23 protein-coding genes are annotated in these 23,510 nt (G+C 64.5%); 14 read left to right on the forward strand and 9 right to left on the reverse strand.

The annotated features are described in order from the left end of the window. The first annotated feature begins 32 nt into the window (after positions 1–32). Complete coding sequence (locus B3T59_RS15300) at positions 33–611, forward strand: nitroreductase family protein (protein WP_005209510.1); 579 nt, start codon at positions 33–35, stop codon at positions 609–611. Between the two features lie 73 nt (positions 612–684). Here the strand turns inward: B3T59_RS15300 and B3T59_RS15305 are convergent, their stop codons facing one another. Continuing rightward, complete coding sequence (locus tag B3T59_RS15305; RefSeq protein ID WP_287004141.1) at positions 685–1,122, reverse strand: hypothetical protein; 438 nt, start codon at positions 1,120–1,122, stop codon at positions 685–687. A 289-nt stretch (positions 1,123–1,411) separates the two neighbouring features. Between B3T59_RS15305 and B3T59_RS15310 the strand changes: the two genes are divergently transcribed. From B3T59_RS15310 to B3T59_RS15335, 6 genes are all read left to right on the forward strand, one after another. Continuing rightward, the gene (locus tag B3T59_RS15310) at positions 1,412–2,218 is read left to right on the forward strand and encodes a glycoside hydrolase family 16 protein (RefSeq protein WP_141630985.1); all 807 of its coding nucleotides are present in this window, start codon (positions 1,412–1,414) and stop codon (positions 2,216–2,218) included. A 24-nt stretch (positions 2,219–2,242) separates the two neighbouring features. Further along, positions 2,243–3,691 (forward strand): FUSC family protein, encoded by a 1,449-nt coding sequence (locus B3T59_RS15315; protein WP_287004144.1) that lies wholly within the window; start codon positions 2,243–2,245, stop codon positions 3,689–3,691. Then, on the forward strand, positions 3,688–3,885 hold the full coding sequence (locus tag B3T59_RS15320; RefSeq protein WP_287004146.1) for a hypothetical protein: 198 nt from the start codon (positions 3,688–3,690) through the stop codon (positions 3,883–3,885). The genes B3T59_RS15315 and B3T59_RS15320 overlap by 4 nt, the downstream gene beginning before the upstream one ends. A 208-nt stretch (positions 3,886–4,093) precedes the next feature. Then, the gene (gene leuA, locus B3T59_RS15325; protein ID WP_005209502.1) at positions 4,094–5,944 is read left to right on the forward strand and encodes a 2-isopropylmalate synthase; all 1,851 of its coding nucleotides are present in this window, start codon (positions 4,094–4,096) and stop codon (positions 5,942–5,944) included. Between the two features lie 347 nt (positions 5,945–6,291). Then, positions 6,292–7,509, forward strand: coding sequence for a DUF2254 family protein (locus B3T59_RS15330; protein WP_005209501.1), 1,218 nt, complete (start codon positions 6,292–6,294; stop codon positions 7,507–7,509). A 52-nt stretch (positions 7,510–7,561) separates the two neighbouring features. Continuing rightward, entirely contained in the window at positions 7,562–8,866 is a 1,305-nt protein-coding gene (locus B3T59_RS15335) for an ion channel protein (RefSeq protein WP_287004149.1), read from the forward strand. A gap of 153 nt (positions 8,867–9,019) precedes the next feature. Here the strand turns inward: B3T59_RS15335 and B3T59_RS15340 are convergent, their stop codons facing one another. From B3T59_RS15340 to B3T59_RS15365, 6 genes are all read right to left on the reverse strand, one after another. After that, positions 9,020–9,778 (reverse strand): hypothetical protein, encoded by a 759-nt coding sequence (locus B3T59_RS15340; protein WP_287004151.1) that lies wholly within the window; start codon positions 9,776–9,778, stop codon positions 9,020–9,022. 93 nt (positions 9,779–9,871) lie between these two features. After that, the gene (locus B3T59_RS15345) at positions 9,872–11,383 is read right to left on the reverse strand and encodes a hypothetical protein (RefSeq protein ID WP_287004153.1); all 1,512 of its coding nucleotides are present in this window, start codon (positions 11,381–11,383) and stop codon (positions 9,872–9,874) included. Between the two features lie 5 nt (positions 11,384–11,388). Next, a complete protein-coding gene (locus B3T59_RS15350; RefSeq protein WP_287004155.1) occupies positions 11,389–12,828 on the reverse strand; it encodes a DUF2252 domain-containing protein in 1,440 nt (479 codons plus the stop codon). Between the two features lie 21 nt (positions 12,829–12,849). Continuing rightward, the gene (locus tag B3T59_RS15355) at positions 12,850–13,257 is read right to left on the reverse strand and encodes a DUF7144 family membrane protein (protein ID WP_005209495.1); all 408 of its coding nucleotides are present in this window, start codon (positions 13,255–13,257) and stop codon (positions 12,850–12,852) included. 84 nt (positions 13,258–13,341) lie between these two features. Then, the gene (locus B3T59_RS15360) at positions 13,342–13,644 is read right to left on the reverse strand and encodes an SHOCT domain-containing protein (protein WP_287004157.1); all 303 of its coding nucleotides are present in this window, start codon (positions 13,642–13,644) and stop codon (positions 13,342–13,344) included. Between the two features lie 91 nt (positions 13,645–13,735). Continuing rightward, a complete protein-coding gene (locus B3T59_RS15365) occupies positions 13,736–14,188 on the reverse strand; it encodes a DUF6325 family protein (RefSeq protein ID WP_287004159.1) in 453 nt (150 codons plus the stop codon). Between the two features lie 125 nt (positions 14,189–14,313). Between B3T59_RS15365 and B3T59_RS15370 the strand changes: the two genes are divergently transcribed. The 4 genes from B3T59_RS15370 to B3T59_RS15380 all read left to right on the forward strand — a co-directional run bounded on the left by B3T59_RS15370 (position 14,314) and on the right by B3T59_RS15380 (position 18,504). Next, positions 14,314–15,654 (forward strand): DUF1254 domain-containing protein, encoded by a 1,341-nt coding sequence (locus B3T59_RS15370; protein WP_287004161.1) that lies wholly within the window; start codon positions 14,314–14,316, stop codon positions 15,652–15,654. 300 nt (positions 15,655–15,954) lie between these two features. After that, positions 15,955–17,331, forward strand: a complete 1,377-nt coding sequence (locus B3T59_RS15375) for an FAD-dependent oxidoreductase (protein ID WP_251724064.1) — start codon at positions 15,955–15,957, stop codon at positions 17,329–17,331. 145 nt (positions 17,332–17,476) lie between these two features. Continuing rightward, on the forward strand, positions 17,477–17,716 hold the full coding sequence (locus tag B3T59_RS24515) for a hypothetical protein (RefSeq protein ID WP_349681971.1): 240 nt from the start codon (positions 17,477–17,479) through the stop codon (positions 17,714–17,716). Continuing rightward, positions 17,713–18,504 carry a hypothetical protein gene (locus B3T59_RS15380; protein WP_349681972.1) on the forward strand — a complete coding sequence of 264 codons (792 nt, stop codon included), beginning with the start codon at positions 17,713–17,715 and terminating at the stop codon, positions 18,502–18,504. Before B3T59_RS24515 ends, B3T59_RS15380 begins: the two co-directional genes overlap by 4 nt. Positions 18,505–18,565: 61 nt before the next feature. On the opposite strand, the gene B3T59_RS15385 is transcribed toward B3T59_RS15380, so the two are convergent. Further along, positions 18,566–19,441 carry a LysR family transcriptional regulator gene (locus tag B3T59_RS15385; RefSeq protein ID WP_064861604.1) on the reverse strand — a complete coding sequence of 292 codons (876 nt, stop codon included), beginning with the start codon at positions 19,439–19,441 and terminating at the stop codon, positions 18,566–18,568. Positions 19,442–19,525: 84 nt separating this feature from the next. Between B3T59_RS15385 and B3T59_RS15390 the strand changes: the two genes are divergently transcribed. Then, a complete protein-coding gene (locus B3T59_RS15390) occupies positions 19,526–20,761 on the forward strand; it encodes an MFS transporter (protein WP_251724060.1) in 1,236 nt (411 codons plus the stop codon). Positions 20,762–20,766: 5 nt separating this feature from the next. Here B3T59_RS15390 and B3T59_RS15395 read toward each other — a convergent pair whose 3' ends face one another. Beyond that, positions 20,767–21,651 carry a LysR family transcriptional regulator gene (locus B3T59_RS15395; RefSeq protein ID WP_287004165.1) on the reverse strand — a complete coding sequence of 295 codons (885 nt, stop codon included), beginning with the start codon at positions 21,649–21,651 and terminating at the stop codon, positions 20,767–20,769. Positions 21,652–21,774: 123 nt separating this feature from the next. Here B3T59_RS15395 and B3T59_RS15400 point away from each other — a divergent pair, with 123 nt between their 5' ends. Next, a complete protein-coding gene (locus B3T59_RS15400; protein WP_005208019.1) occupies positions 21,775–22,797 on the forward strand; it encodes an LLM class flavin-dependent oxidoreductase in 1,023 nt (340 codons plus the stop codon). 217 nt (positions 22,798–23,014) lie between these two features. Continuing rightward, positions 23,015–23,510: EamA family transporter (locus B3T59_RS15405; protein WP_287004168.1), on the forward strand; the 496-nt coding region annotated here is incomplete at its 3' end.

Consider the following 23,510-nt stretch of genomic DNA (forward strand, 5'->3'; position numbering starts at 1 on the left):
CAGTCCCGTTGGACTCCAGTACCGTTGGCGCGGTGCATGAACTGATCAGTCAGCGCTGGAGCGCTCGCGGCTACGACGCCGAGGCCACCGTCTCGGTCGACGAGGTCACCGAGATCCTCGACGCCGGGCGGTGGGCGCCCACGTGGGGACGCATGCAACCGGTGAGGTTCGTGGTCGGTCTACGCGGCGACGAGACGTTCGACGCCCTGACCGCCACTCTCAACCGAGGCAACACGACGTGGGCGCCCGCCGCGGGTGCGCTGATCCTGTTGTGCACCACCGACGATCCGTCCGACCCCAAGCCCGACCTCTACGGCGGCGTCGACCTCGGGCTGGCGTTGGCGCAGATGATCCTGCAGTGTGGCGCACTCGGTCTCAACGGACATCCACTCGCCGGATTCGACAAGGATTCCGCCAGAACAGCTTTCGGCATACCCGCCGATAAGAAGCCGCTCGCGATGCTCGCCGTCGGACATCTCGCCGACCCCTCGACACTGTCCGAAAAGATCCGCGACCGCGACGCCGAGCCGCGCGAACGGCTACCCCTCGACGAGGTCGCATTCAGCGGCCACTGGGGCGAGCCGTTCCGCGCCGGCCCTCCCGCCGGTTGAGCCGGCCCTCCCGCCGGTTGAGCCGGCCGCGAGCGAAGCGAGCAGCCGAGACGAAACCACCTCGCCCAAACCCCTACCCGCTACAGGTCTCGAGCGCCTTCTTGATCGCGGCGCGGTGCGCGCTGTGGTCCTTCTTGGCAAGACCGTGGTCGCGCAAGAAGTTCTTGATCTCAGCGCGCTCGGGGTGCTTCTTGTGCATCTCTTCACGCTGCTGCTTGCGCTGAGCAGGCGTCAGCACGATCGTGTTCTCGAAATGCTGCTTGGCGCGCGGATGAGACTGGATCTCTTTCCAGAGCGCGGGATCTTCTTTGGCCAACGCCTTCTCGACTCCGGCCAGCGTGCACTTGGTGCCGGGCACCGGGGTGGTCTGAGCAGGTGCGGGCTTCGCCGGCGAATGAGGGACCGGAGCGGCTTGCGCCACCCCACCCGTCGCGATCGCGCTCGCGACGCCGACACCGGCCAACGCGAGGGTGATGCGGCGCGACGTCGCTCCGGTGAACAAACGTGACATGTCTTTCCCTTTCTCGGCACACACTCACGGTTGAGTGTCGCGACCAGCCTTTCGGCGGCCACTCGAAGCAAACCCGCAAAAGCTAAGTGCCGCCTGAGAATTCGCAGTGCGAACGCCCAGTAATGCTCAGGCAAAGGGACTTTCAGTCAACGCCAAAGTACCCTTATTCGTCGCCAATCCGACAGAACGCCCTCATGCGACAGGCAAAGAACTATGGTAAGCCTTGCCTGTGTACTTCCTCCGTCGTGCGATCGTGACAGCCCTGACCGTCGGCAGCATCGGCGCCGCCATGGCCACAGCCGGACCCACCGCCCATGCGGCAGACACGGCGTTCTCCGACGAGTTCGTCGGTGCGGCCGGATCGGCCCCCAACAGTGCCCTCTGGAACTACGAAACAGGAGGGGGCGGCTGGGGTAACGACGAAAAGCAGACCTACACGTCGAGCCGCGAGAACTCACGCCTCGACGGCAGCGGACACCTCGTCATCGAGGCCAAGAACTCCGGCGGCGGGTGGACGTCGGCCCGACTGAACACCAAGGGCAAGCGCGAATTCACCTACGGCACCATCTCCGCGCGGCTGTCGCTACCCGGTGGCGCAGGCCTGCACAGCGGATTCTGGCTACTCGGAGCCGACATCTGGGAAGTCGGATTCCCCAAGGCAGGCGAGATCGACATCGCCGAACACATCAACAACTCCGACTTCGTGCACATCGGCGTCCACGGTCCGACGGGTTCCGGCGGCTTCGGTTCGGCCGACGCCGGGTCGCTGCGCGACATCCTTCCCGACGCCATCCCCCTTCCCGACGGCGCCAACGGCAAGTACCAGCGCGGCTCCGACATCCTGGGCATCGACCCCACCGACTTCCACACCTACGGCGTCCGAAAGACAGCCACCTCGATCACGTTCCTCTTCGACGGACGCTCGGTGTACACCGTCAATCGCGCCGACCTCAGCGCCGGCCAGCGGTGGGTCTTCGACAAGCCGATGTACCCGATCCTGAACCTTGCCGTCGGCGGTGTGTGGCCTGGTCCGACGAACTCTTCGACGCCCAACCCGGCGACGATGAAAGTCGACTGGCTGCGCTACACCCCCTGACCGAACCGGCCGTAGGGTTGACCGGTGCCCGGCTCTGACTCGCCAACACCATCTGAACCGCTGCGCCCACAGCCTCCCCCTCGCCTGCACGTCAGGCGTGCACTCTTCGCAATACCCGACGTTCGCGGGCGCTGGCCCGCAGCACTCCGAGCGGGCCTCGCGTTCGCGGTACCCGCAGGCATCCTGCTCGCCCTCGGATTCGAGCGCGACTCCTTACTGGCCGCACTCGGCGCCTTCGCAGTGCTCTACGGCGAGAAGCGGCCCTACCGAGTGCGGTGGCGGGTGATCGTGCTCGCAGCCGTGGTGTTGATCGGCGCGGCCGGGCTGTTCGGACTCCTCGGCCACCTCGCCGGTCCCCACCCGAGCACGGTGGTCGCGTTGGGGGTGGTCGTCGCGCTCGTGGCGTGGGCGTCGGCGACGGTGTTCACCGTCAACGCCATGCGCCTCGGTCCGCCCGGGCCATTCTTCTTCGTGCTCACCGCCTGCATCTCCTCGGTGGTGACCCGGCACGGCGTCGACGTTCCCGCGCTGGTCATCGCGACGTGCGCGGGTGGATTGAGTTCACTCGTCGTCGGAATGGCTCCAGCGCTGTGGCGTCCGGAAGGCCCCCAGAGGGCGGCGACGCTCGCCGCAATCGCGACGATCGACGCCTACCTCGCCGACAATCAGTCCACCGATCCCGCGCATCGACACGGCGTGGCGATGTCGACGCTCAACGCGTGGACGGTCCTGCACGACGCCGCTGCCACCGACACTCCGCTCGCACAACGACTCTGGACGTCGTTGCATCAGTTCCACGTGGCACCGCCGGGTCCGCTGTCGCCGCCGCTGCGTCGACCATCGGTGCGACATCGCCTGTCCACAGCACTCCGCAGCTACAGCCATGCACGCGTCACCACTGCCCGCGTCGCACTCACCGCGCTGGTCGCGGGCGTGGCATCGCTCGCGATCGGCCTCTCGCGCCCCGACTGGGCAATCCTCGGCACCGTCTTGGTGTTGCAGTTGGGCCCCGACCGCATCCGGGGCGTCATCCGTGCCACACACCGGCTCGCCGGAACCATCGTCGGCCTGGTGTTCTTCGTCGGACTCCACCAGCTCGGTCTCACCACGCTATGGCTCATCGTGGTGATCGCGCTGCTCAACGTTTTGATCGAGCTGACCATCGTCGGCAACTACGGCGTCGCGGTCTCGTTCATCACTCCACTCGCCATGCTCATGGGCAACCCCGACTCCGACATCACCATCCCCGTGCGAGATCGATTCCTCGAAACGCTGCTCGGCGTCACGTTGGCCGTCGCGGCACTGTTGTGGCTGTTTCCGCACGCGCACCGAGCACGTGGGCACGCGCCGACACCGACGTCCTCGACTACGTCGACCATCTCCTCGACGACGCCGCGCTCTCACCGATCGGTTCACCGCACATGCTCGCGGCCCGGCGTGACCTGCAGTGGGCGCTTCTCGAGGCCGAGATGAGTGCAACCGACAGCGCCAGCGACGAACCGGACTGGGCAACACCGCGGTGGCCGCGCCACATCGCGCTGTGTCGGGTGGGGTACGAAGCACTCGACTGGTGTTACCGCACCGATCCGTCGACCCCGATCGCGCCCGGAATCCGGAGCACCCTGCGCATGCACCGCACCCTCGTCCACGCACCCGAGGACCCCTGACATGCGAGTTCGGACAATGCGGACCCAGAGTCCGATCGACTGACCTCATTTGATCGACGACCAGCCCGGGGAGTACATTTACTCGCATGCAGCGTGCACTCCTTCTCGGTTGCCGCGGCGGGGTCTGACACGACCGGCCCTCCGTCGCGGGGCCTCATCACGCGCCGGTCACTCCCCAATCTGAGACCTACTTCGGAGATTGACCATCATGGCACCAGCAGACACCTTCACCTCGGGCCCGAGCCGCATCGTCGAGCCGTCCGGCCCCATCCCAGCAGGACAGCCCTCCTGGAACCCGCAACGCAGTTCCGCGATGCCCGTTCACCGCTACCGGCAATTCGCCGACGAGGTCGAGCAGATCTCGATCCCCGATCGCACCTGGCCCGACAAGGTCATCACCGCGGCACCGATGTGGTGCGCGGTCGATCTGCGCGACGGCAACCAGGCCCTGATCGACCCGATGAGTCCCGCTCGCAAGCGCCGCATGTTCGAGCTGCTGGTTCGCATGGGCTACAAGGAGATCGAGGTCGGCTTCCCGTCGGCGAGCCAGACCGACTACGACTTCGTTCGCGAAATCATCGAAGACGGGGCCATTCCCGACGACGTCACCATCCAGGTGCTGACGCAGTGCCGCGACGAGCTGATCGAGCGCACCTTCGAAGCGTGCCGCGGAGCGTCGAATGTGATTGTGCACTTTTACAATTCGACGTCGGTGCTGCAGCGTCGGGTCGTGTTCCGTGCCGACAAGTCGAAGATCACCGAGATCGCTACGCACGCCGCACACAAGGTGCTCGAGGAGCAGCAGAAGTACCCGGACACCAACTGGCGCTATGAGTATTCGCCTGAGTCGTACACCGGCACGGAGCTGAGCTACGCCAAGGAAGTATGCGACGCGGTGAGCGAGATCATCGCTCCCACACCCGATAAGCCGCTCATCATCAATCTGCCTGCCACCGTCGAGATGGCAACACCGAACGTCTACGCCGATTCCATCGAGTGGATGAGCCGCAATCTCGCCCGCCGCGACTCGATCATCCTGAGCCTGCACCCGCACAACGATCGCGGAACCGCTGTCGCCGCAGCGGAACTCGGCTATCAGGCGGGCGCCGACCGCATCGAGGGCTGCCTGTTCGGCAACGGTGAGCGCACCGGCAACGTCTGCCTGGTGACGCTGGGCATGAACATGTTCAGCCGCGGCGTCGACCCGCAGATCTCGTTCTCCGACATCGACGAGATCCGACGCACCGTCGAGTACTGCAACCAACTCGGTGTACCCGAACGTCACCCCTACGGAGGCGACTTGGTCTACACCGCGTTCTCCGGCAGCCACCAGGACGCGATCAACAAGGGTCTCGATGCGATGAAGGTCGACGCCGACGCCGCGGATTCCGACGTCGACGACATCCTGTGGCAGGTGCCCTATCTGCCGATCGACCCCAAGGACGTCGGCCGCAATTACGAAGCCGTCATCCGCGTCAACAGCCAGTCCGGTAAGGGCGGCGTCGCCTACATCATGAAGGCCGACCACGGCATGGACCTGCCGCGACGCCTGCAAATCGAGTTCAGCCGCGAGATCCAGAAGATCACCGACGGCGAGGGCGGCGAGGTCTCTCCCAAGGAGATGTGGGACGTCTTCGCCGACGAATACCTGCATCCGATCCGCCCGCTGGAGCGGATGCGCCAGAAGGTCGACGCCTCCGAGGTCGACGGCGGCGACGACCACATCACCGCTGTGGTCAAGGTCGATGGCGTCGAGAAGGAGATCTCGGGCAGCGGCAACGGCCCCCTCGCGGCATTTGTCGACGCGCTGTCGACCGTCGGATTCGACGTCCGCGTACTGGATTACGCCGAGCACGCACTCACCGCGGGCGGCGACGCCAGCGCGGCCGCCTACGTCGAGACCGAGGTCAACGGTGAAACCGTGTGGGGCGTCGGCGTTGCGTCGTCGATCACGACAGCGAGCCTGCGTGCCGTGGTGTCCGCAGTCAATCGCGCCTACCGCGTGACCGCTTCGGCTCCAGTGGAGACCGATGCCGCCCCACGTACCTGGGCGCCGTAGGTCGCCTGACCCGCGTATCCGATACGCGTAGACCTTTCTCTCACCGAAGAACTCACGCCTGCGGCGGGTGATCCCCCGCTGCGGTGTGTCAGGCAATGGGCCGGAACCCTCGACCGCACGGGCGATCCCCGTCGGGGAGGATTCCGGCCCATTCCGTCTGCGCGGCACTCTTACCCGACGTGAGCCTGTGTCCGAAGCCGACCCTCTGGTTCGGTTCCACCCTCTGTGGTTCGGTTTCACCCTGTAGACCCGTCTCACCCTGTAGTTTGTGAGACGGCAGCTGTGGAGAGCGTCGCGAAGGTGGTCGGTGTGATGACAGTTCGACGCCGAACCAAAAACCCTGCTCCATGACCGGCCTCGACACACTCGGAAGGCGTGCACGCGCTGGGCTGACGCAAACCATCGGCGTGCTGTTCGGTGCCGGAGCAGCGATCGGCCTGACGCACATCGGAGCCGCTCCGCAGATCTCGACGTCGTCGGTCGCGACCGTTCTCATCGGCCTCGGCGGCGCGGTGTTCGGTACGCTCGCAGTGATCTTTTCGTTGCTGTTCCTCGTAGTCCAATGGGTGGCAACTACTTTCACACCCCGACTGACACTCTTCCGAGACGCCCCCATCGTCTGGCGAACAGCCGCCGTGGCAATGAGCGTCATCGTTTTCTGCATCACCGCGATCCTCGCGTCGGGCAGCCGGGACACGATCTCGGGGAGTGTTCCGCTCGTGGCTGTCGTAGGCACCTTGGCCGTGCTTGTGCTGTTGCGTGTGGTACTGGCCAATGCCCTTGCCGCAACCCAGATCTCACCGGTCTTGACGACGATCTGCGAACACGGTCAGCAATCGATTGTCGCGACGTACCCCGTGAGCGACGACCTCGACCCGCAGAAAGTCGACTCCCCTGCCGAACCACGCATCATCCTGTGGTCCCGCAATCCGTTGGTACTGCAGCGATTACACGTCGAGAGACTGGTTCACCTCGCCGAATCCGCCGGCTCCGTGATCGTCATGGAGGAGACGGTCGGGTCAACACTGCGCGCAGGCGCGACGCTCGCCCACGTGTACGGTCCTGCCGCACAAAGCCTCGGCAACGGCAACAGTGACGTCGGAGAAATCGATACCGGGGCCTTCTTCGCTGCGCTCGATACCGGGCCAGAACGCACATTCGACGGCGATCCGCTCCTGGCTTTCCGCCTCATCGCCGATATCGCACTCCGTGCCATGTCGCCTGCGATCAACGATCCCGCGACCGCGGTACAGGCGGTCGATCAGATCGAGTTCCTGTTGGTATCCGCGACGTCCATCGACGAGAGCGCGCGGCACTGGCGCGATGCCGGTGGTCATCTCAGGCTTGTGGTCCCCCGACCGTCGTGGACGGACATGCTCGTCGTCGGATTCGACGATGTCATCGCGGCCTCGCTCGAATCCCCGTTGATGCTCGCCCGACTCGACGCGGCACTCACTCGCGTATCGACCGTCGCGGCAACCGTCGAACAACGTACGCAGCTCGAGCGACGACGCACGTGGGTCGCACAGGCGCGGGCCGACCGATTCCCCACCCTCGATCAGTGAACCTCTGCGTTTCGTCGTGTGAACCGACTTCGGATGCGCGACAGTTTAAGTCATGAGTGAGGCGACCACCGGACCCGGGCAGCGGGACTCGAGGCGAGTACCCGTCGGGAAATTACTCGCACTCACGCCCGTCGCCCTACTCGTGGGTGTCGTATGTGCCCTGCTGCTGTGGGGAATCTCGGCCGTCGCCAACATTCTCGAACACTTCCTCTGGCACACCGTGACGTCGTGGCTGGGCATCACCGACAGCACCTGGTGGTGGATTCTGCTCGTGCTGACCATCGCGGGCGTTCTGGTGGGACTGGTGATCCGATTCGCTCCCGGCCACGCCGGAGATGATCCCGCGACGCAGGAGTTGGTGTCCACACCGATCGCCGTCGGTGCAACCCCTGGCCTCGCGATCGTGGCGATCCTGGCGCTGGCAGGCGGCGTCAGCCTCGGTCCGGAGAGCCCGATCATGGTCATCAATGCGGCGATCGTGGTGGCCGTCGGTGTGCGCCTGGTTCCGAAGGTCGACCAGAACCAGTGGATGGGTCTCTCGACTGCTGCGACACTCGGCGCACTGTTCGGAACCCCGGTCGCCGCGGCTCTCATGCTGTCGGAGGCCAATCCCGGCGATCAGCGAATTCCCCTGTGGAATCGCCTGTATTTGCCCCTGGTCGCGGCGGCGACCGGTTCGTTCGTCATCCTTCGCTTCACCGACCTCACGATGTCGATCGACCTACCGGCGGAGAAGGTCGGCAGCATCACCGATACCTTGATCGCCGTCGGGGTAGCCGTGGTCATCGCCGCATGCGGTGTGGTCGCGGCCTTCGTGTTCGACCCGCTGCACCGGGTGCTGCATCGCTCGCTACGAGATCCCGTCATCCGGTTGACAGTGGTGGGAGCGATCCTCGGCGGCCTCGGAATCCTCGGCGGAACGATCACGCTGTTCAAGGGCCTCGATCAGATGAAGGAACTGCCCGACCGGATCGGAACCACGACAGCCATCGGGTTCTTCGCGTTCGCCGGCATCAAGATGTGTGCCATGCTGTTGGCCAGCGCGGGCGGTTTCCGTGGTGGTCGCATCTTTCCGTCTGTCTTTGCCGGTGCCGCAGCGGGATTCGGCATACACGTGCTGTGGCCGTCACTTCCATTGACGATCACGGTGGCCGCGAGCATCGTCGGAATCGTCGTCGCGGCAACGCGGAACGGCTGGATCAGCCTCTTCCTCGGACTTGCTGTTGTGCCGCAACTCGATCTGTTGATACCGCTTCTGTTCGCGACGCTGCCCGCGTGGCTTGTCGTGGCCAATGCACCTGAGTTGCGTGCGAAGCCGGTCGACGGCCCGAGCCCCGACGCGGCAGGGAGCACCTGACACGCACTGCGCATGGCCAGCCACATTCGCCGCAGGCGCCGGCCGAGGCAGACGAGCTGTGTGCACGCATCGGAGTGGAGGTGGACGCGAAGAGTCGGGGCCGCTTGATGGACCGGACGCAAGGCTGGCCTGCCGGAATCCGGTTGGCCTTGCTCAGTGCGACAGTCGAATACGGCGGTGATGTGCATGCGGCACTGATGGGCTTCGGTGGCAGCGGCACGTTGGTGGCGTCGTATTTGCTCGAAGAGGTATTGGCCAGGTGAACGCCAGGACCGCGGCGTCGATCTCTCGGAGCCTTCCCATCACCTGCAGACGGCGCAACGGTATTCGCGGTTCGACGCGGGAGATGAGAACCAGATGCACAGTGGGAACACCACACTCGAGCACCAGGTGGATCGACCTCAGAACGTCGGCCGACGTGAGGCGTTGGAAATCATCGATCACCAGTGTCACCGGCTCGGGCAGGAAAGACAGGGCATCAACCAGACCCGCCACGTCAGAATTCCCGAACGCCGGACCCGGCATGAACTCGGTCACGCGCGCTTCGTCGGCCACCACCGGAAGCATGCGAAGAGCACTGATCACGTCGTGCCAGAATGCCGCCACTCCAGCGCCTTCGCCCGCGGCAAGCCACGCGATCCGATCACGACGGTGTGCCCCCTGCGCCCACGCTGCGACAGCAAGAGTCTTTCCGTAGCCTGCTGCGGCACACACCAAGGTCACGTCGCCGCCGCGCGCAGAGTCGAGAATCTCGTCGATGCGAGGACGCGCTACAAACCCGGGAGGCAACGACGGCGACGAAAACCGCAGACTCAGGATCGGCGGTGCTGCCGCAGTTGTGTCTGCCTCGATCGCGTCGGGATCCCCCTCGCCGCCCTGCCCATGTCGTTGGGAGGGTACCGCGCCTTTCATGCAGAGCATGGTACGACGACCAGCACGAATGCGTCGGAGAAATCTTGGTCGCGAGAGCGCGTACGACCTGCTATCGCTCCGGCGACATGCGGTTCAGTTCGCTCGGGCAGTGTCAGTCGAATCGACTACGACTCCGGCCGCGTCGTCGGCGACAGCGGTCTCGGTCACGACGGTTTCGGTCACACCAGCTTCTGGGACGACGGCTTCTGGGACGACGGCTTCTGGGACGACGGCTTCTGGGACTTCTCCGCGGCGCGCGGGAGCGATGGCAAATTCGAACGCCGCCAGGATGAGGCACGCGACGACCACCACCCAGAAGACGACCATGCCTGTCGGGTAGTGCCAGAACATCAGGACGAACGCGGCGATTATCGGAACCCCGAGACGCACGACGTACCGTAGCCGCCACAGTTGGGCCTCCACCATCGACGCCGAGCGTTGCTTTCGACGACGATCGACCGTTTCGAACCCCCCGCCGATGACACGTCGAGTGGCGGCCGCGGCGCGGGTTCCTCCTGCGAAGAAGCCCACAAGTGCCAGGACGAGTCCGAGCACCGCCACCGCACGAAGCGCAGTTCGCAGCGGACTGATCACTGTGTCGAAGATCGCCTGCGCGGCGGCGGGAGACAAGACGTCTGCAGGCACATTGTTCAGGTAGATCGTGCGACCGACGATGATGCCGATGGCCAACACCAGCATCGCGACAACGACCGCGATCCCGATTGCTGTCAGGGTTCGAATACGGCGACCGACGCCTGCGAGCCCGATCGCAGCGAGTGCGACAAGAATCGCAAGCCACGGCAGCACGGCGGCTACCTTGTCGAGCGACTTCACGAGGTTCTGCGCCCGAGCGAGTTCCTTGGACTGCCAGATGACGAACTGCTTGTTCACCACGGGGATCTTGTCGGCGAAGGCGAACCCCTGTGCACTCAGCCGCTGCTTCACCTGGGTGATGATCGGCCCGAGCTCGATGCTGATCGATCCGTTGGTCGTGTCGACATTGACCGCGCCATGCTGCGTATCACCGGTCACCGCCGCAACAACAGCGTCGTGTGCTTCGCGATTGGCCGTCGTCCACAACGCAGCGAACTGATCAGAGCCGACGAACTGCGCCACCGTGCTGTGGATAAAGCTCTCCGCCTGTGCGCTGATCACCGGAGCGAGTCCGGTGATCGCCTGATCCACCCGCGGACGATCGGCCGGTGTGAGTTGAGTCAGTTCGTTGAGCGCATTCGACGTCACCTCTTCGACGTTCACCTGCTGATTGATCTCGTTCGTGATTGACGTGGTGATCTGTTGCTGCACTGCGGGATTGGATGCCAGTGGCGCGACGGTCGATACGTAGTGATCGGTGTCGAGGATCTGACTCCTGACATACCGCGTAGTGACCGACAGCAGCGTGAGCACCGCACACAGAACGACCAGCACCACGACCCCGACCACTCGCCAATTGATCCGCCGTCGCTTGGACTCCTTGCCGACACCCGACGGTTGCCCCGATCTGATCTCGGCGACCTCGATGCGCAGACGTTCTAGTTCGGCCCGTTCGTCTGCGTCGAGACCACGTCCCGATTCGCCTTCCGCAATCACCATCTTTTCGGGCATTCACGTCACCGCTCGTCGGGGACGGCCGAAACCGCGCCTGCCCGGATCGCGTCGACGAACACACGATGATCCTCGTCATTCCTCTTCGCATAGCGCGATGCGAAACGCCTTATAGCACTGTCGAATTCGACGTCGTCGCCAAGATAGTTCGCTATGGCCACCGCATCTCCCGATCGACCGTGACCGTAAGCGAGGACTCGACCGCACGCCCGCCCGTAGACCTCGAGTCCCTGTGGGTCCAGACCCTCCACGACGATGGAGCCCTTTGCGTCCCGAAGCTGCCTGAGGTACAGATCACGCTGAACACCATCCGGTCCCCGACCGCCTGACCACCCCAGGAACACGTCGCTGACAGCTTGTGTGAGTCGCTGCCCCTCCACCACCCGCCTGCCCTCGTTGTCATACTTCGGGCCGTCGAGATACCTTGCAAGAACCGACTTCTCGGCTTGCTTGGCTTGGAGAAGCAGCACATCGGATTCGTCTCGTCCGACCATCAGCAAGACCCACGCCTGAGTTCCCACGCTGCCGACCCCGACCACTTTGCGCGCCATGCGGACAAAGGTGAATCTGTCGAACAGCACGCGGTAGTGGGGAGCGAGCGTCGCGCGAAGAGCGTCGACACGATCGGCCAGCTGATCGTACAGACGCGCTGTGACCTCAGCGTCCCACAGTTCTTCGATGGGCACGATGAGCGGAGGTTGGCTGACGAACCGCAGTTCGCCGTCGACGGTTGTGGTCAGCTTCTTGAGCGCAGACAGACCGTCGCGCGTCCACGCCTTGTCGATCTGCTTTCGCACGTTCTTCGCGGTCGACGAATCGATGAGATCACGAATATTGACCAGTTTTCGAGAAGGCTCGGCGCGTCGATACCAACCGTCCAACGTGTTGAGTCCCGCGAGCGACGCGATGGACTCCCTGTACTCGCGGGCACATGCACCTGCGATCCGCTTGGCGGTCTTGCTGTCGAATCCGTTGCCGCGTGCCGCAACCACGAGACTCGCGGCCAGTCGCTTCACGTCCCATTCGAACGGCCCAGGATAGGTTTCGTCGAAGTCGTTGACGTCGAACGCCAATTTGCGCTCGGGCGTGGCGTACAACCCGAAATTGGACAGATGCGCGTCGCCACACAGTTGCACTGTCAGACCTGAATTCTCGGTTCGAGCCAGATCATCGGCCATCACAAGTGCCGCACCGCGATAGAAGGTGAAGGGAGACACGGCCATTCGCCCGTACCTGACCGGGACGAGTTCTGGGACTCGGGTACGCGCCTGATCCTGGAGCAGACCGATCGGATCACGGTCGGAGTCATCGCCCAGGTTGCCGATTTCGCTGAGCGGCAATCGCTCCCGCGCCTGCAATCCCAGATACACACTCTCGGCACGAGTCCTGCGGCCAGGGCCACCGTAGGACATCGTCGCCTCCGCGGAATCGATCACGCCGGTCATCGTCGTCTCCTCGTGCCCGGGTCAGATTTCGTCGGTCTCAGGACTCCACGCCGCCAACGCCCAGATTCCGACAATCGCGAGGGCGATCAGCGTGATCGACCACCACGGGTAGTACGGGATCCACAGAAAGTTGGCAATCACGGAGAGCGACAAGACCACGATTGCGAGCACTCGCGCAAAAGTCTTCCCGTAGAACACCGCAATACCCGTCGCCGCGACGACCAGGCCGATGATCAGGTGAATCCAACCCCAGGTCGTGAGATTGAACTTGTAGACGTAGTTGGTTCCTACGACGAACACGTTGTCGGCCGCGACGGCGGAGACACCCTGGAGGAACTCCAGTATCCCGACAACGAGCAGGACGCATCCGGAAACGATGGATAGTCCGCCTGCCCAACGCTGCTTCGTCGAGGGTTGTGAGGTTGTCATGAAATATCCTTATCGATGTAGCTGTTCTCGATGTGGCTGTTGAACGATTCGGTTAGCAATGAACACTGATGGATCGGCCGATTGTCAGAGACCGAGGATACGTCTCTTTTCTGCTTCGAATTCCGTTTCGGTGAGAACCCCTGAGCTTCGGAGTTCACCGAGTTTCGTCAACGCTGCAATTCGGTCATCGGTCGCCGCACCTTGTTCAACGGGAGCCGGCGGTTCGGGGTTCTGGACGGGCGGTGCGGCAGCGTATGCCCGGGGTGCGGTCTGCGCCGACCGTCTGGCCCACCGCTCGCCTTGACGACGCGACACCCTGTTGGACACAGCGGTTGCCGTCCCTGCGACAACGGCTGTTCGGGCGACCCCGCGGAGTAGTCCGGGCATGGTTGGTACCTGCGCTTTCTCATTCGAGTGTTGTGGTGAAACGGTCATGTCGTCCGGACCAGGGCGGAGCCTCGAGATCGGCCAACACGGGTCAGTCGGTTGTGCCGAGGGCCTCGAGAATCGCGTTGACGGGAATTCGCCCGGATGCGACCAGTTGAGCGCCGGCCCGCCGCAGGTCAGTGGCGAACGGAGCCGCCCACACGTTCTCGTAGACGACGAGGACGCCGAGGCACCCGTCTGCCAGTGCCGACGCCGCGTCGGCGAGATCCTGATCGTCCAACAGCCCGCTCGAAGCCTCCGCGAAGATGTCGGCGTCCAGATCAGCACCGACGTCGATATCCGAGATCTCAAGGGCAGCAACGCCATCACCCTCTCGTCGGATCACAGCGAGATCCAACACGCTGATCACACCACGATCGACGAGGTCGAGCAGATGTATCAATGCGGACCCGTCCGGATTGTGATCAGCGGGAAATTCGACGAGTAGGTAATCGATAGGCCCCGTTTCCACATCGACGGGCACATCGGCAGAGATCTCGGTCATATTCCCGATACTGGCATCGATACAGTGCGACTACATCACCCGAAACGGGTGAGACATCCACTTACGATGAGAGCTCAAAAGATCCGAATGACCGAAATCACGAGTCGATCGTCAAGTCTTAGACCATGACGACATCGAAACCCCTCACCGGCGATACCGCAGGCTTGGCAGCGGAGGCCTACGTCTATTCGTATCCGCTCGTCATCATGGAGGTCAGCCGTCGACAACAGACAGCACGAGAATCCTCCGGCAAACCGGGATTCGGAGCCGCGAACGCCTTTCACCACATGCGGGCGTTTCCGGCTGCAGATTTTCGCGCAATCGTCCGTCCGAATTTCGACACGCTGTACTCGTCCGCGTGGCTCGACCTGACGGGCGGACCGGTCCTGATTCACCTTCCCGACAGCGGCGGTCGCTATTACATGCTGCCACTACTGGACATGTGGACCGACGTGTTCGCGGTTCCCGGATCCCGCACCACGGGAGACTCCGAACGACGAATCATGGTGATAGGGCCGGGATTTGACGGCGACGTACCCAACGATGCCCTCATCATCGAGGCCCCGACACCGTACGTCTGGGCCATCGGCCGGTCGCAGACCAACGGCCCGAGCGACTACGACGCCGTCGGCAAGTTCCAGGACGGCTTCACCATCACTCCGTTGGGCGGCCCGACTCGACCCGAGTCGAGTACTCCCATCGACCTTGGCACCGAACCACTGCGCATCGTCGGAGAACTGACTGCTCCCGAGTTCTTCAGGCTCGCAGCAGAGGTACTGACGACTACTCCACCCCACCTCACGGATCAGTCTGTGCTGGCGCGTATCGCAGCAATCGGGATCGTCCCTGGACTGGAGTTCGACACATCGCGATTCGACGAGGCCGGACTCGCGGCACTCGAGTCGGGTATCGCGTCGGCACGGAAGAAGCTGCCCGATCTCGCCGGCCTCGGTGATCGCGTGAACGGCTGGCAGATCATCTCGCGGTCCGTCGGCGTCTACGGCAACGACTACTTTCAGCGAGCGCAGATCGCGCTGGTCGGGTTGGGTGCCAATCCGCCCGAGGATGCGATCTATCCCGTCGCCCTGGTCGACGACGACGGCCAGCCGCTCGACGGGCACAACGATTACACGATCACGTTCCCCGCCGGTCACCTTCCACCCGTGGATGCCTTCTGGTCGGTGACGATGTACGACGCCGAGGGCTATCAGGTCGCCAATGAACTCGACCGGTTCGCGCTGGGCGATCGCGACGAACTGCGGTTCGACGACGACGGTTCGCTCGTCTTGTATCTGCAGCACGAGAATCCCGGTGGCGAGAAGACCAACAACTGGCTTCCCGCGCCACGGGCCGCGCTCGGCGTCACGATGCGGCTGTACGCCCCACGCGCAGAAGTGCTCGACGGGACGTGGGCGCCGCCCGCGGTGCACTGCGTGAAGCGCGCGTCTGCAGACGGTAAGGCTTGATCCGAACGGGATACGACGCCGCGTCTCACCCACGTCGATGGGTTCAGCGTGCCGTCCGACGAGCAAAAATGCGTCACCCGTACCAATTGTGAGGCCTACTACGATTTGCCTGGTCACAGCGACAACTCGCGCAGCCGCGCGGACCATTGAACTATGCAGACTATAGTTCTCCTGGTCTCCGTGCTCGTCGCGCTGCCGCTCGTCGTCGCGGGCATCGGTGTCGTCATCGGCAAGGTCATCAGCGCCGATCTCTGACCTCCTGCACGCTGCGCGTCGTCGAACGCGAGTAGCGTGACGCGGGTGGAACGCATCGTCGTCGTTGGCGCGGACGCCGCCGGCATGAGTGCCGCTCACCAGGCACTTCGGACAGCAGAGGTCACCGGGCGCAGCATCGAGGTGATAGCGCTCGAGCAGACGTCGGATACGTCGTATTCGGCATGCGGCATCCCGTATCTCGTCGGCGGCCTCGTCGACTCCGACGCCGATCTCGTGGCACGCAGCGCCGCGCAGCACCGGGAACTCGGCGTCGACCTCCGCATGGGGATGACGGTCACCGGAATCGATCGCGAGCGCAAGGTCGTCTCGGTGACGTCGGAGTTCGACGAGTCGTCGGAAGTCGCCTACGACCAACTCGTGTTGTGCACCGGCGCCTCGGCGATGCTCCCGGACTGGGCGCACGACGCGAAGGGCACGTTGATCGACGGTGTTCATCCGGCGAAAACCCTTGATGACGCCCGGTACTGGCTCGATCTGATCGCCGGCTCCGGCCGTCGAGGAGTCGTTATAGGCGGCGGCTACATCGGCGTGGAGATGGCGGAGGCGTTGGCGGAGCGCGGATTCCAGACCACGATCGCCACACGCACCAGGGTGATGAGCAAGCTCGACCCAGAGATGAGCGATCGCATCGAAGAGGGTATGCGAGCCGCAGGGGTCACCGTCCTGACCGACACCGTCGTTGCAAGCGCCGACGCCGAGGGCGGCAGAATACATTCCGTCACAACAGTTTCCGGAGACGTGATCGAAGCCGACGTCGTGGTACTCGCGCTGGGCGTTCGGCCGTCGACCTCACTGGGCGCCGCGGCAGGGTTGCCGATCGGAGTTCACGGCGGGTATCTGCCCGACGACCACCAGCGCCTCGCCGACGACATCTGGGCGGCAGGCGACTGCTGCGAGTCGCTCGACCGGATGACCGGGGAGCGAATCTTCGCACCGCTCGGAACACACGCCAACAAGCAGGGTCGGGTCTGCGGTTTCAATCTCGGCGGCGACGAGAGCAAACGGTTCGCCGGCGTGTTGGCGACGGCGATCACCCGATTCTCTTCTGGCCCAACCTATCTGGAGATAGCACGGACGGGCATGAACAGCGAGGTCGCCGCACGATTCGGACACGACGCCCTCACGCTGATAACCCAGAGCGACACCGCGAGCGGCTACATGGCCGAGGCCACCCCGATCACGGTGCTGCTCACCGCCGACAAGACGACCCGCCGCATCCTCGGCGCGCAGATCGTCGGCGGAGCGCAGTCGGGTAAGCGGATCGACACCGTCGCCGCGACGCTGTGGGGCGAGATGACCGTCGACGATCTGGCCGAGATGGACCTCGCATACGCACCACCGTTCGCAACCGTCTGGGAGGCAGTGCAATTGGCGTCCCGACGAGTGTCCGAGCGGCTCTGACCCCTGGGCCTGCTTCCCGCTCACCGTATTCCTTGCGGCTTATTGATTTCAATGAGCGGGAAGGAAATGGGTGAGCGGGAAGGTCGACGTCGAGCTGAATTGGTGCGGAGCGGAACCTCGCGACCCACCGAGGCGTCGAAGCTGCATGACGGACTCCACCATCGGTCTCCCCGGCTACCCGCTCGACGAGTTCGGCCTGATCCGACGCAGCGCCGCGAAGACAGCAGCATTCAGCGACAACGAGCTCTGCGTCGCGGTCAACCGCGGCCGGCTGATCAGACTCGTACCGGGCGTATTCGTGCCTCGCACAACAGAATTCGACGCCATACGGGTGCCCAGGCGCTGCACCGGCTTACCTCGATCGCGGTCGTCACGTCGGAGTTGAGCGCCGACACGCCGCACGTACTCAGCCACGTCTCTGCGGCGACGATGCTCGGGCTACGCATGCTCAAACCGAACCTCTCGCACGTGCACATGACCACCGGCCGCGCATCGGGAGGATCGGTTCGCAGCCTGCGCCACCTGCACGGGGTGCCGCTCAGCGACGACGAGATCACCGAGGTCGACGGCATCCGGGTCACGTCGATCGAACGCACAGCGGTCGACGTCGCGTCGAGCGGCGACTTCGCCCAGGCAATGACCGTCCTCGAGGCTGCTCTGGCAGCAGGTGCCGACCGGGCGAAGATGTCGGAGATCCTGGGCTTCCGACGTCGGCGCGGCGCGCAACACGCTCGACGGGCACTCCCCCTCGCGAGCGGACTCTCCCAGAGCGTCGGCGAATCATGGAGCAGCGCACAGATGTACGAGGCAGACCTGCCCGTGCCGCGTCAGCAGCACCGCTTCATCTGCCCGTCCGGCACGTATGAGACGGACTTCGATTGGGACGGCAAGTTGATCGGCGAGTTCGACGGTCTGGCCAAGTACGGACGTCTACTCCGCGAAGGTGAGTCGCCCAAGGACGCGGTGGTCCGGGAGAAGCTACGCGAGGACGAACTACGGGGACTCGACACAATGGTGCTCCGTTGGGTCTGGGCGACGCTCGAGCGACGCCAGCTCGCCGGCCTGCTGCGCCCATGGCTGGTGACCTTCGAGATCATCCCGGCCGACCACGGCTCGCGCTCACGGGTTTACTTCCCGCTTATTGAATCCAATAAGCGGGAAGGAAACGGGTGAGCGGGAGCGCGGCCGTGGGAAAAGGGTGAGCGGGAGCGCGGTCTCGGCAAGCCTGCGCGCCTCAGCCGTCGGCCGAACTCCCCGCGAGCACGAAGTCTCGAAAGCGCGACGCGACGTCGCTCAGCGGCCGACCGCGAAACCACGTCAGCCCGATCTCGCGCGTTTCACCCGCGAGCGGAATGAGTTCGACGCCGGGATGGCGCGCCGACTCCTCGACCGGCACCACTCCGACGCCGAGGCCCGCGGCGACGAGGCCGGATACGGTCGCGAGCTCCGACGATTCGAAGGCGATCGCGGGCGTGAGATCGTGTGCGGCACAGATCTCGTCGAAGATTCGTCGCATGCCGTAGCCGTGTTGCATCACGATGAACTCCTCGTCGGCGGCCTCGGCGAGGCCTATCGTCTCCCGGCCCGAGAAGCGATGCTCGCGGGGCACCACGAGCGCGAGTTCTTGTTCGGCGACGCGGGCCCACGCCATGTCGGTGCGCATCGGGCGGGGCGCGACGATCGCGAGGTCGGCGTCGCCGTCGACGACATGCCCGACGACGGTCGCCGCCGCATCTTGGGTCAGCGTGAAACGCGCCGATGGGTTCTCCACCCGGAACCGGCTGATGAGGTCGGGCACCAACCCCAGCCCGAACGAGTGTAGGAACGCCAATCGCACTGCCCCGCGCGCCGGAGCGCGCATCTCCTCGATCTCCCGACGCCCGGCTTCCAACTGCGACGCCGCGCGACGCGCCCTGTCGAGGTAGGCGCGTCCGAACCGGTTCAGCACGAGGCGTCGACCATCGCGGTCGAAGAGCGGCACCCCGAGGTCGCGTTCGAGACGGCCGAGGAAGCGCGAGAGCGTCGGCTGCGACGAATGGACCCGGTCGGCGGCCGTGGTGAGGTTCTCTGCCTCGGCGATGGCGATGAACCACCGCAGGTCGTCGTGCATCACGCCATTCTAGCTGGAGTTATTCATTGTTGAATGATGCATCAGCTAAACATTCATTTCCTAATGACGGCGGCGCAGCTCAGGATGGATGGAGTGACAGCAACCGTCCTCCCAGCGACCACCGACCTCGCGCCCGTCAAGCACTCACCCGGCTCGCCCGGGTATCGGCGTGCCACACTCTCGCTGTTCGCGGCCGGGATGACGACGTTCATGGCGCTGTATTACGTGCAGGGTCTGTTACCCCAACTGTCGTCACACTTCGACGTCTCGCCGACGACGTCGGCTCTGGCGGTCTCGCTCACCACTGGCCTGCTCGCTGTCGCGATCATCCCGGCGAGCGCGCTGTCGGAGCGGTATGGCCGGGTGCGCCTCATGGTCGGGTCCGCGGTTGCCGCCTCGCTCATCGGACTACTGCTTCCGTGGGCGCCGTCGATCGAGTTGCTCCTGGCCGGACGCGCCCTGCAGGGACTGCTCTGCGCTGGAGTGCCCGCCGTCGCCATGGCGTATCTGGCCGAGGAAGTCGACGGCATGTCGCTCGGCGGAGCGATGGGCCGCTATGTCGCGGGTACGACGATCGGCGGTCTGGTCGGACGGCTCATTCCTGGCTTTGCTGTCGACTTTGTGTCCTGGCAGTGGGCACTCGAGATCGCCGCGCTGGTGTCCCTGGCGTTCGCGATTGCGTTCTGGCGCATGGTGCCCGGCTCGCAGTTCTTCGAGCCACAGCCTGTCTCGCTACGCACGACCGGACGCAATCTGGTTGCGCACCTTCGTGATCCATGTCTGCTGTCACTCTCCGCCCTGGCCTTCGTGCTGATGGGTGGCTTGGTCACCGTCTACAACTTCATCGGCTATCGGCTTCTGGGGGATCCTTTTGGACTGCCGGCGGGAATTGTCGCAGCAATCTTCTTCATGTACCTGGCGGGCACGGTGTCGTCGGCGTGGGGCGGCAGGCTGGCCGACCGCCTGGGCCGACGCCGGGTTCTCGTGAGTGCGACGTCGATCATGCTCGTGGGATTGTTGATCACGATTCCGGACCATCTGTGGTCCGTGATCATCGGGCTATTCCTCTTCACCGCAGGCTTTTTCGCCGCGCACTCGGTGGCGAGCGGTTGGGTGTCCGCACGGGCGACCGAGCATCGCGCCGAGGCGTCGTCGTTGTATCTCTTCCACTACTATCTCGGCAGTTCCGTGGTGGGTGCGCTCGGCGGTCTGACGTATTCGGCATTCGGCTGGGCGGGGGTCGCGGCGTACGTCGGAACGCTCACTGCCGCAGGGGTTCTGCTCGCGGCGCTTCCGCGGCGTCGACATTCGGCGGGGTAGCCCGCTCAGGCGCCATACCGGGCAGCTGCAGCGGCGAGGGCGTCGACCACCGATGTCACCGCTCGACGCGGCCGCGGTCTGGTCAACGCCTCGTAGACGCGCGCTGCTCGAACACCCTGCAATTCGAGCGGTTTCACCCCCGGATGACGGGACGCGTGACGCGGCATCAGTGCGATTCCGTGACCAGCCGCGACGAGCGCCTCGATCGTCGTGAAGTCGAGCATTCGCTGCGTCACCCTCGGTGCGACACCTGTGATGGCTGAGATCGACAGCAGCACATCGTCGACCGGGAACCCGCCCTCGACGCTGATCCAATCATGGTCGGCCAGCTCGGTGACCGACACCGAATCACGCTCTGCAAGAGTTGAATTGCGTGATACGACGACGTCGAGTGGCTCACGCATCAGTTCGGTGACGCGCAAACGTGGCGAACTGACAGGTGGCGTCCGCTCGTCGCGGTGCGTCACCACGACGTCGAAGTCGGCGAGGGCCGGCGGAGCGTCGGGATAGCCGACGTCGAGGTGCGACGCGTCGATCTCGATCGCTTCGGAGGCAGCGCGATCGAGGACCGTCGGCAGGAGGAGTGTCGCTCCGGATGGGAACATTGCGAGCCGGACCCGTGATCGCCCGGAGCGGTACGCGGCCATCTCTTCCTGCGCCCGCTCGACCGCGGCGATCACCTCGTCGGCGCGCAGCACAAGAGCCTGCCCAGCCGAAGTCAGTCGCACCCGCCGACCGTCGGCCTCCAGCAGTTCGACGCCCGCCTCCTTGGTGAGCACCTTGAACTGCTGCGAGACGGCCGACGGCGTCATGTGCATCGCGTCGGCGACCGCCCCCACGGAGCCCCGGTCGGTGAACTCCCTCAGCAGCCGCAGGCGCTTCACGTCCATGAAGCGATGCTACGACGACGCGTGGTCGTGCGGCCTTGATGCTTAACTATCCCGCGACACGCAGCACCACAGTTCCAACCCTCCACCGCGGAATAAATGGACCACGGTCCGGTTATATCTCACATGACCAAGAAAATCGGCTTCCTGTCCTTTGGACACTGGTCGGCGTCTCCGGGTTCGCAAGCCCAGACGGCGTCAGATGTCTTGCATCAATCCATCGACCTCGCCGTTGCCGCCGAAGAGCTCGGCGCGGACGGCGCCTACTTCCGCGTGCATCACTTTGCCCGTCAGCTCGGCTCGCCATTTCCGCTGCTCGCGGCGGTCGGCGCAAAGACCAACAGCATTGAGATCGGCACCGGCGTGATCGACATGCGCTACGAGAATCCCATGTACATGGCTGAGGACGCGGGTGCGGCCGACCTCATCTCCGACGGTCGACTCCAGCTCGGCATCAGCAGGGGATCCCCCGAGCAGGTGATCGAGGGGTACAAGTACTTCGGGTACGTCCCGGCCGAGGGTGAAACCGACGCCGACATGGCACGCCAGCACACCGAGGTGTTCTTGAAGGTGATCGAGGGCGCGGAGTTCGCGCAGCCAAACCCGCGACCGATGTTCCCGAACCCGCCGGGCATGCTGCGCATCGAGCCCTATTCAGAGGGCCTGCGCGACCGCATCTGGTGGGGTGCCGGCAGTCGGGCAACCGCCGAGTGGACTGCCGAGAAGGGCATGAACCTCATGAGTTCGACGCTGCTGACCGAGGACACGGGCATCCCATTCCACAAGTTGCAGGCCGAGCAGATCGAGCGCTTCCGCGATGCGTGGGAAAAGGCCGGCCACTCTCGCGAGCCGCGAGTCTCGGTGAGCCGCAGCATCTTCCCGCTGACCACCGACATGGACCGCGCCTACTTCGGACGCGATCGCAACGACCAGGATCAGGTCGGCCACCTCGAAGGCGGGCTTGCACGGTTCGGGCGTAGCTACGCCGCAGAGCCCGACAAGCTCATCGAGGAGCTGCGCGAAGACGAGGCCATCGCGGCCGCCGACACGCTGCTGCTGACGATCCCCAACCAGCTCGGCGTCGAATACAACGCCCACGTGATGGAGTCGATTCTCAACGACGTCGCTCCCGCACTCGGCTGGCGGTAACACCTTGTAGTCCAACGCCGACGGCACCGACTTCCGGTGCCGTCGGCGTTGTCGTGTCGGTGGGGGTGTTGGTCGGCGATATGTGGTGCCCTGGGCAATTCGTCTGAACCCGGTGGCCGGCTCGGCGCCGCCCACATGGCTTTGGTGAAGCATTACTACATCTTCTATGCACTTTATTTCGATTGTGCTTCACTCCCAGTGCGCTGACCATGAGTACATGACAATGCGCGACCGCATGCTGGCACTGACCGTCGTCGTGCTGTGGGGGTTGAACTTCATCGCGATTCGTCTGGGCCTCGACCACTTTCCTCCGTTCTTCTTCGCCGCACTGCGGTTCGCGGTCATGGCTGTGCCGGTGGTGTTGTTCGTGCGCTTCCCACGGATGCAGATCAAGTGGTTTCTGTTGTACGCGTTCGGTTTCGGCGTCGGACAGTTCGCCTTCCTCTTCCTCGCGATGAACATCGGGATGCCGACAGGCCTCGCGTCGCTGGTGCTACAGACGTCGGCCCCGTTCACCGTGCTGCTCGGAGTCGTGTTCCTGCGGGAGCGACTCGTGCCGGCTCAGGTCGTCGGAATCGCAGTCGCAGTGGGCGGAATCGTTCTGATCGGAGTCGACCGCGCGGGCCACAGTTCGCTCGGTGTCGGCATCGTCGTTCCGATCCTGCTCACCGTTCTGGCGGGACTGTCCTGGGCATTCGGCAATATCGGCAATC

The sequence above is a fragment of the Gordonia sp. UBA7860 genome (genome assembly GCF_002500165.1).
Classification (GTDB): Bacteria; Actinomycetota; Actinomycetes; order Mycobacteriales; family Mycobacteriaceae; genus Gordonia; species Gordonia sputi.

Bases quoted from the DNA above. Each gene is read 5' to 3' on its own strand.
- B3T59_RS15395 (WP_287004165.1), bottom strand. From the start codon at position 21,651: ATGGACGTGAAGCGCCTGCGGCTGCTGAGGGAGTTCACCGACCGGGGC.
- B3T59_RS15385 (WP_064861604.1), bottom strand. From the start codon at position 19,441: ATGCACGACGACCTGCGGTGGTTCATCGCCATCGCCGAGGCAGAGAAC.
- B3T59_RS15335 (WP_287004149.1), top strand. From the start codon at position 7,562: ATGAGTGAGGCGACCACCGGACCCGGGCAGCGGGACTCGAGGCGAGTA.
- B3T59_RS15360 (WP_287004157.1), bottom strand. From the start codon at position 13,644: ATGCCCGGACTACTCCGCGGGGTCGCCCGAACAGCCGTTGTCGCAGGG.
- B3T59_RS15350 (WP_287004155.1), bottom strand. From the start codon at position 12,828: ATGACCGGCGTGATCGATTCCGCGGAGGCGACGATGTCCTACGGTGGC.
- B3T59_RS24515 (WP_349681971.1), top strand. From the start codon at position 17,477: ATGACGGACTCCACCATCGGTCTCCCCGGCTACCCGCTCGACGAGTTC.
- B3T59_RS15305 (WP_287004141.1), bottom strand. From the start codon at position 1,122: ATGTCACGTTTGTTCACCGGAGCGACGTCGCGCCGCATCACCCTCGCG.
- B3T59_RS15390 (WP_251724060.1), top strand. From the start codon at position 19,526: ATGGATGGAGTGACAGCAACCGTCCTCCCAGCGACCACCGACCTCGCG.
- leuA (WP_005209502.1), top strand. From the start codon at position 4,094: ATGGCACCAGCAGACACCTTCACCTCGGGCCCGAGCCGCATCGTCGAG.
- B3T59_RS15345 (WP_287004153.1), bottom strand. From the start codon at position 11,383: ATGCCCGAAAAGATGGTGATTGCGGAAGGCGAATCGGGACGTGGTCTC.
- B3T59_RS15310 (WP_141630985.1), top strand. From the start codon at position 1,412: ATGGCCACAGCCGGACCCACCGCCCATGCGGCAGACACGGCGTTCTCC.
- B3T59_RS15330 (WP_005209501.1), top strand. From the start codon at position 6,292: ATGACCGGCCTCGACACACTCGGAAGGCGTGCACGCGCTGGGCTGACG.
- B3T59_RS15370 (WP_287004161.1), top strand. From the start codon at position 14,314: ATGACGACATCGAAACCCCTCACCGGCGATACCGCAGGCTTGGCAGCG.
- B3T59_RS15320 (WP_287004146.1), top strand. From the start codon at position 3,688: ATGAGTGCAACCGACAGCGCCAGCGACGAACCGGACTGGGCAACACCG.
- B3T59_RS15365 (WP_287004159.1), bottom strand. From the start codon at position 14,188: ATGACCGAGATCTCTGCCGATGTGCCCGTCGATGTGGAAACGGGGCCT.
- B3T59_RS15400 (WP_005208019.1), top strand. From the start codon at position 21,775: ATGACCAAGAAAATCGGCTTCCTGTCCTTTGGACACTGGTCGGCGTCT.
- B3T59_RS15355 (WP_005209495.1), bottom strand. From the start codon at position 13,257: ATGACAACCTCACAACCCTCGACGAAGCAGCGTTGGGCAGGCGGACTA.
- B3T59_RS15340 (WP_287004151.1), bottom strand. From the start codon at position 9,778: ATGAAAGGCGCGGTACCCTCCCAACGACATGGGCAGGGCGGCGAGGGG.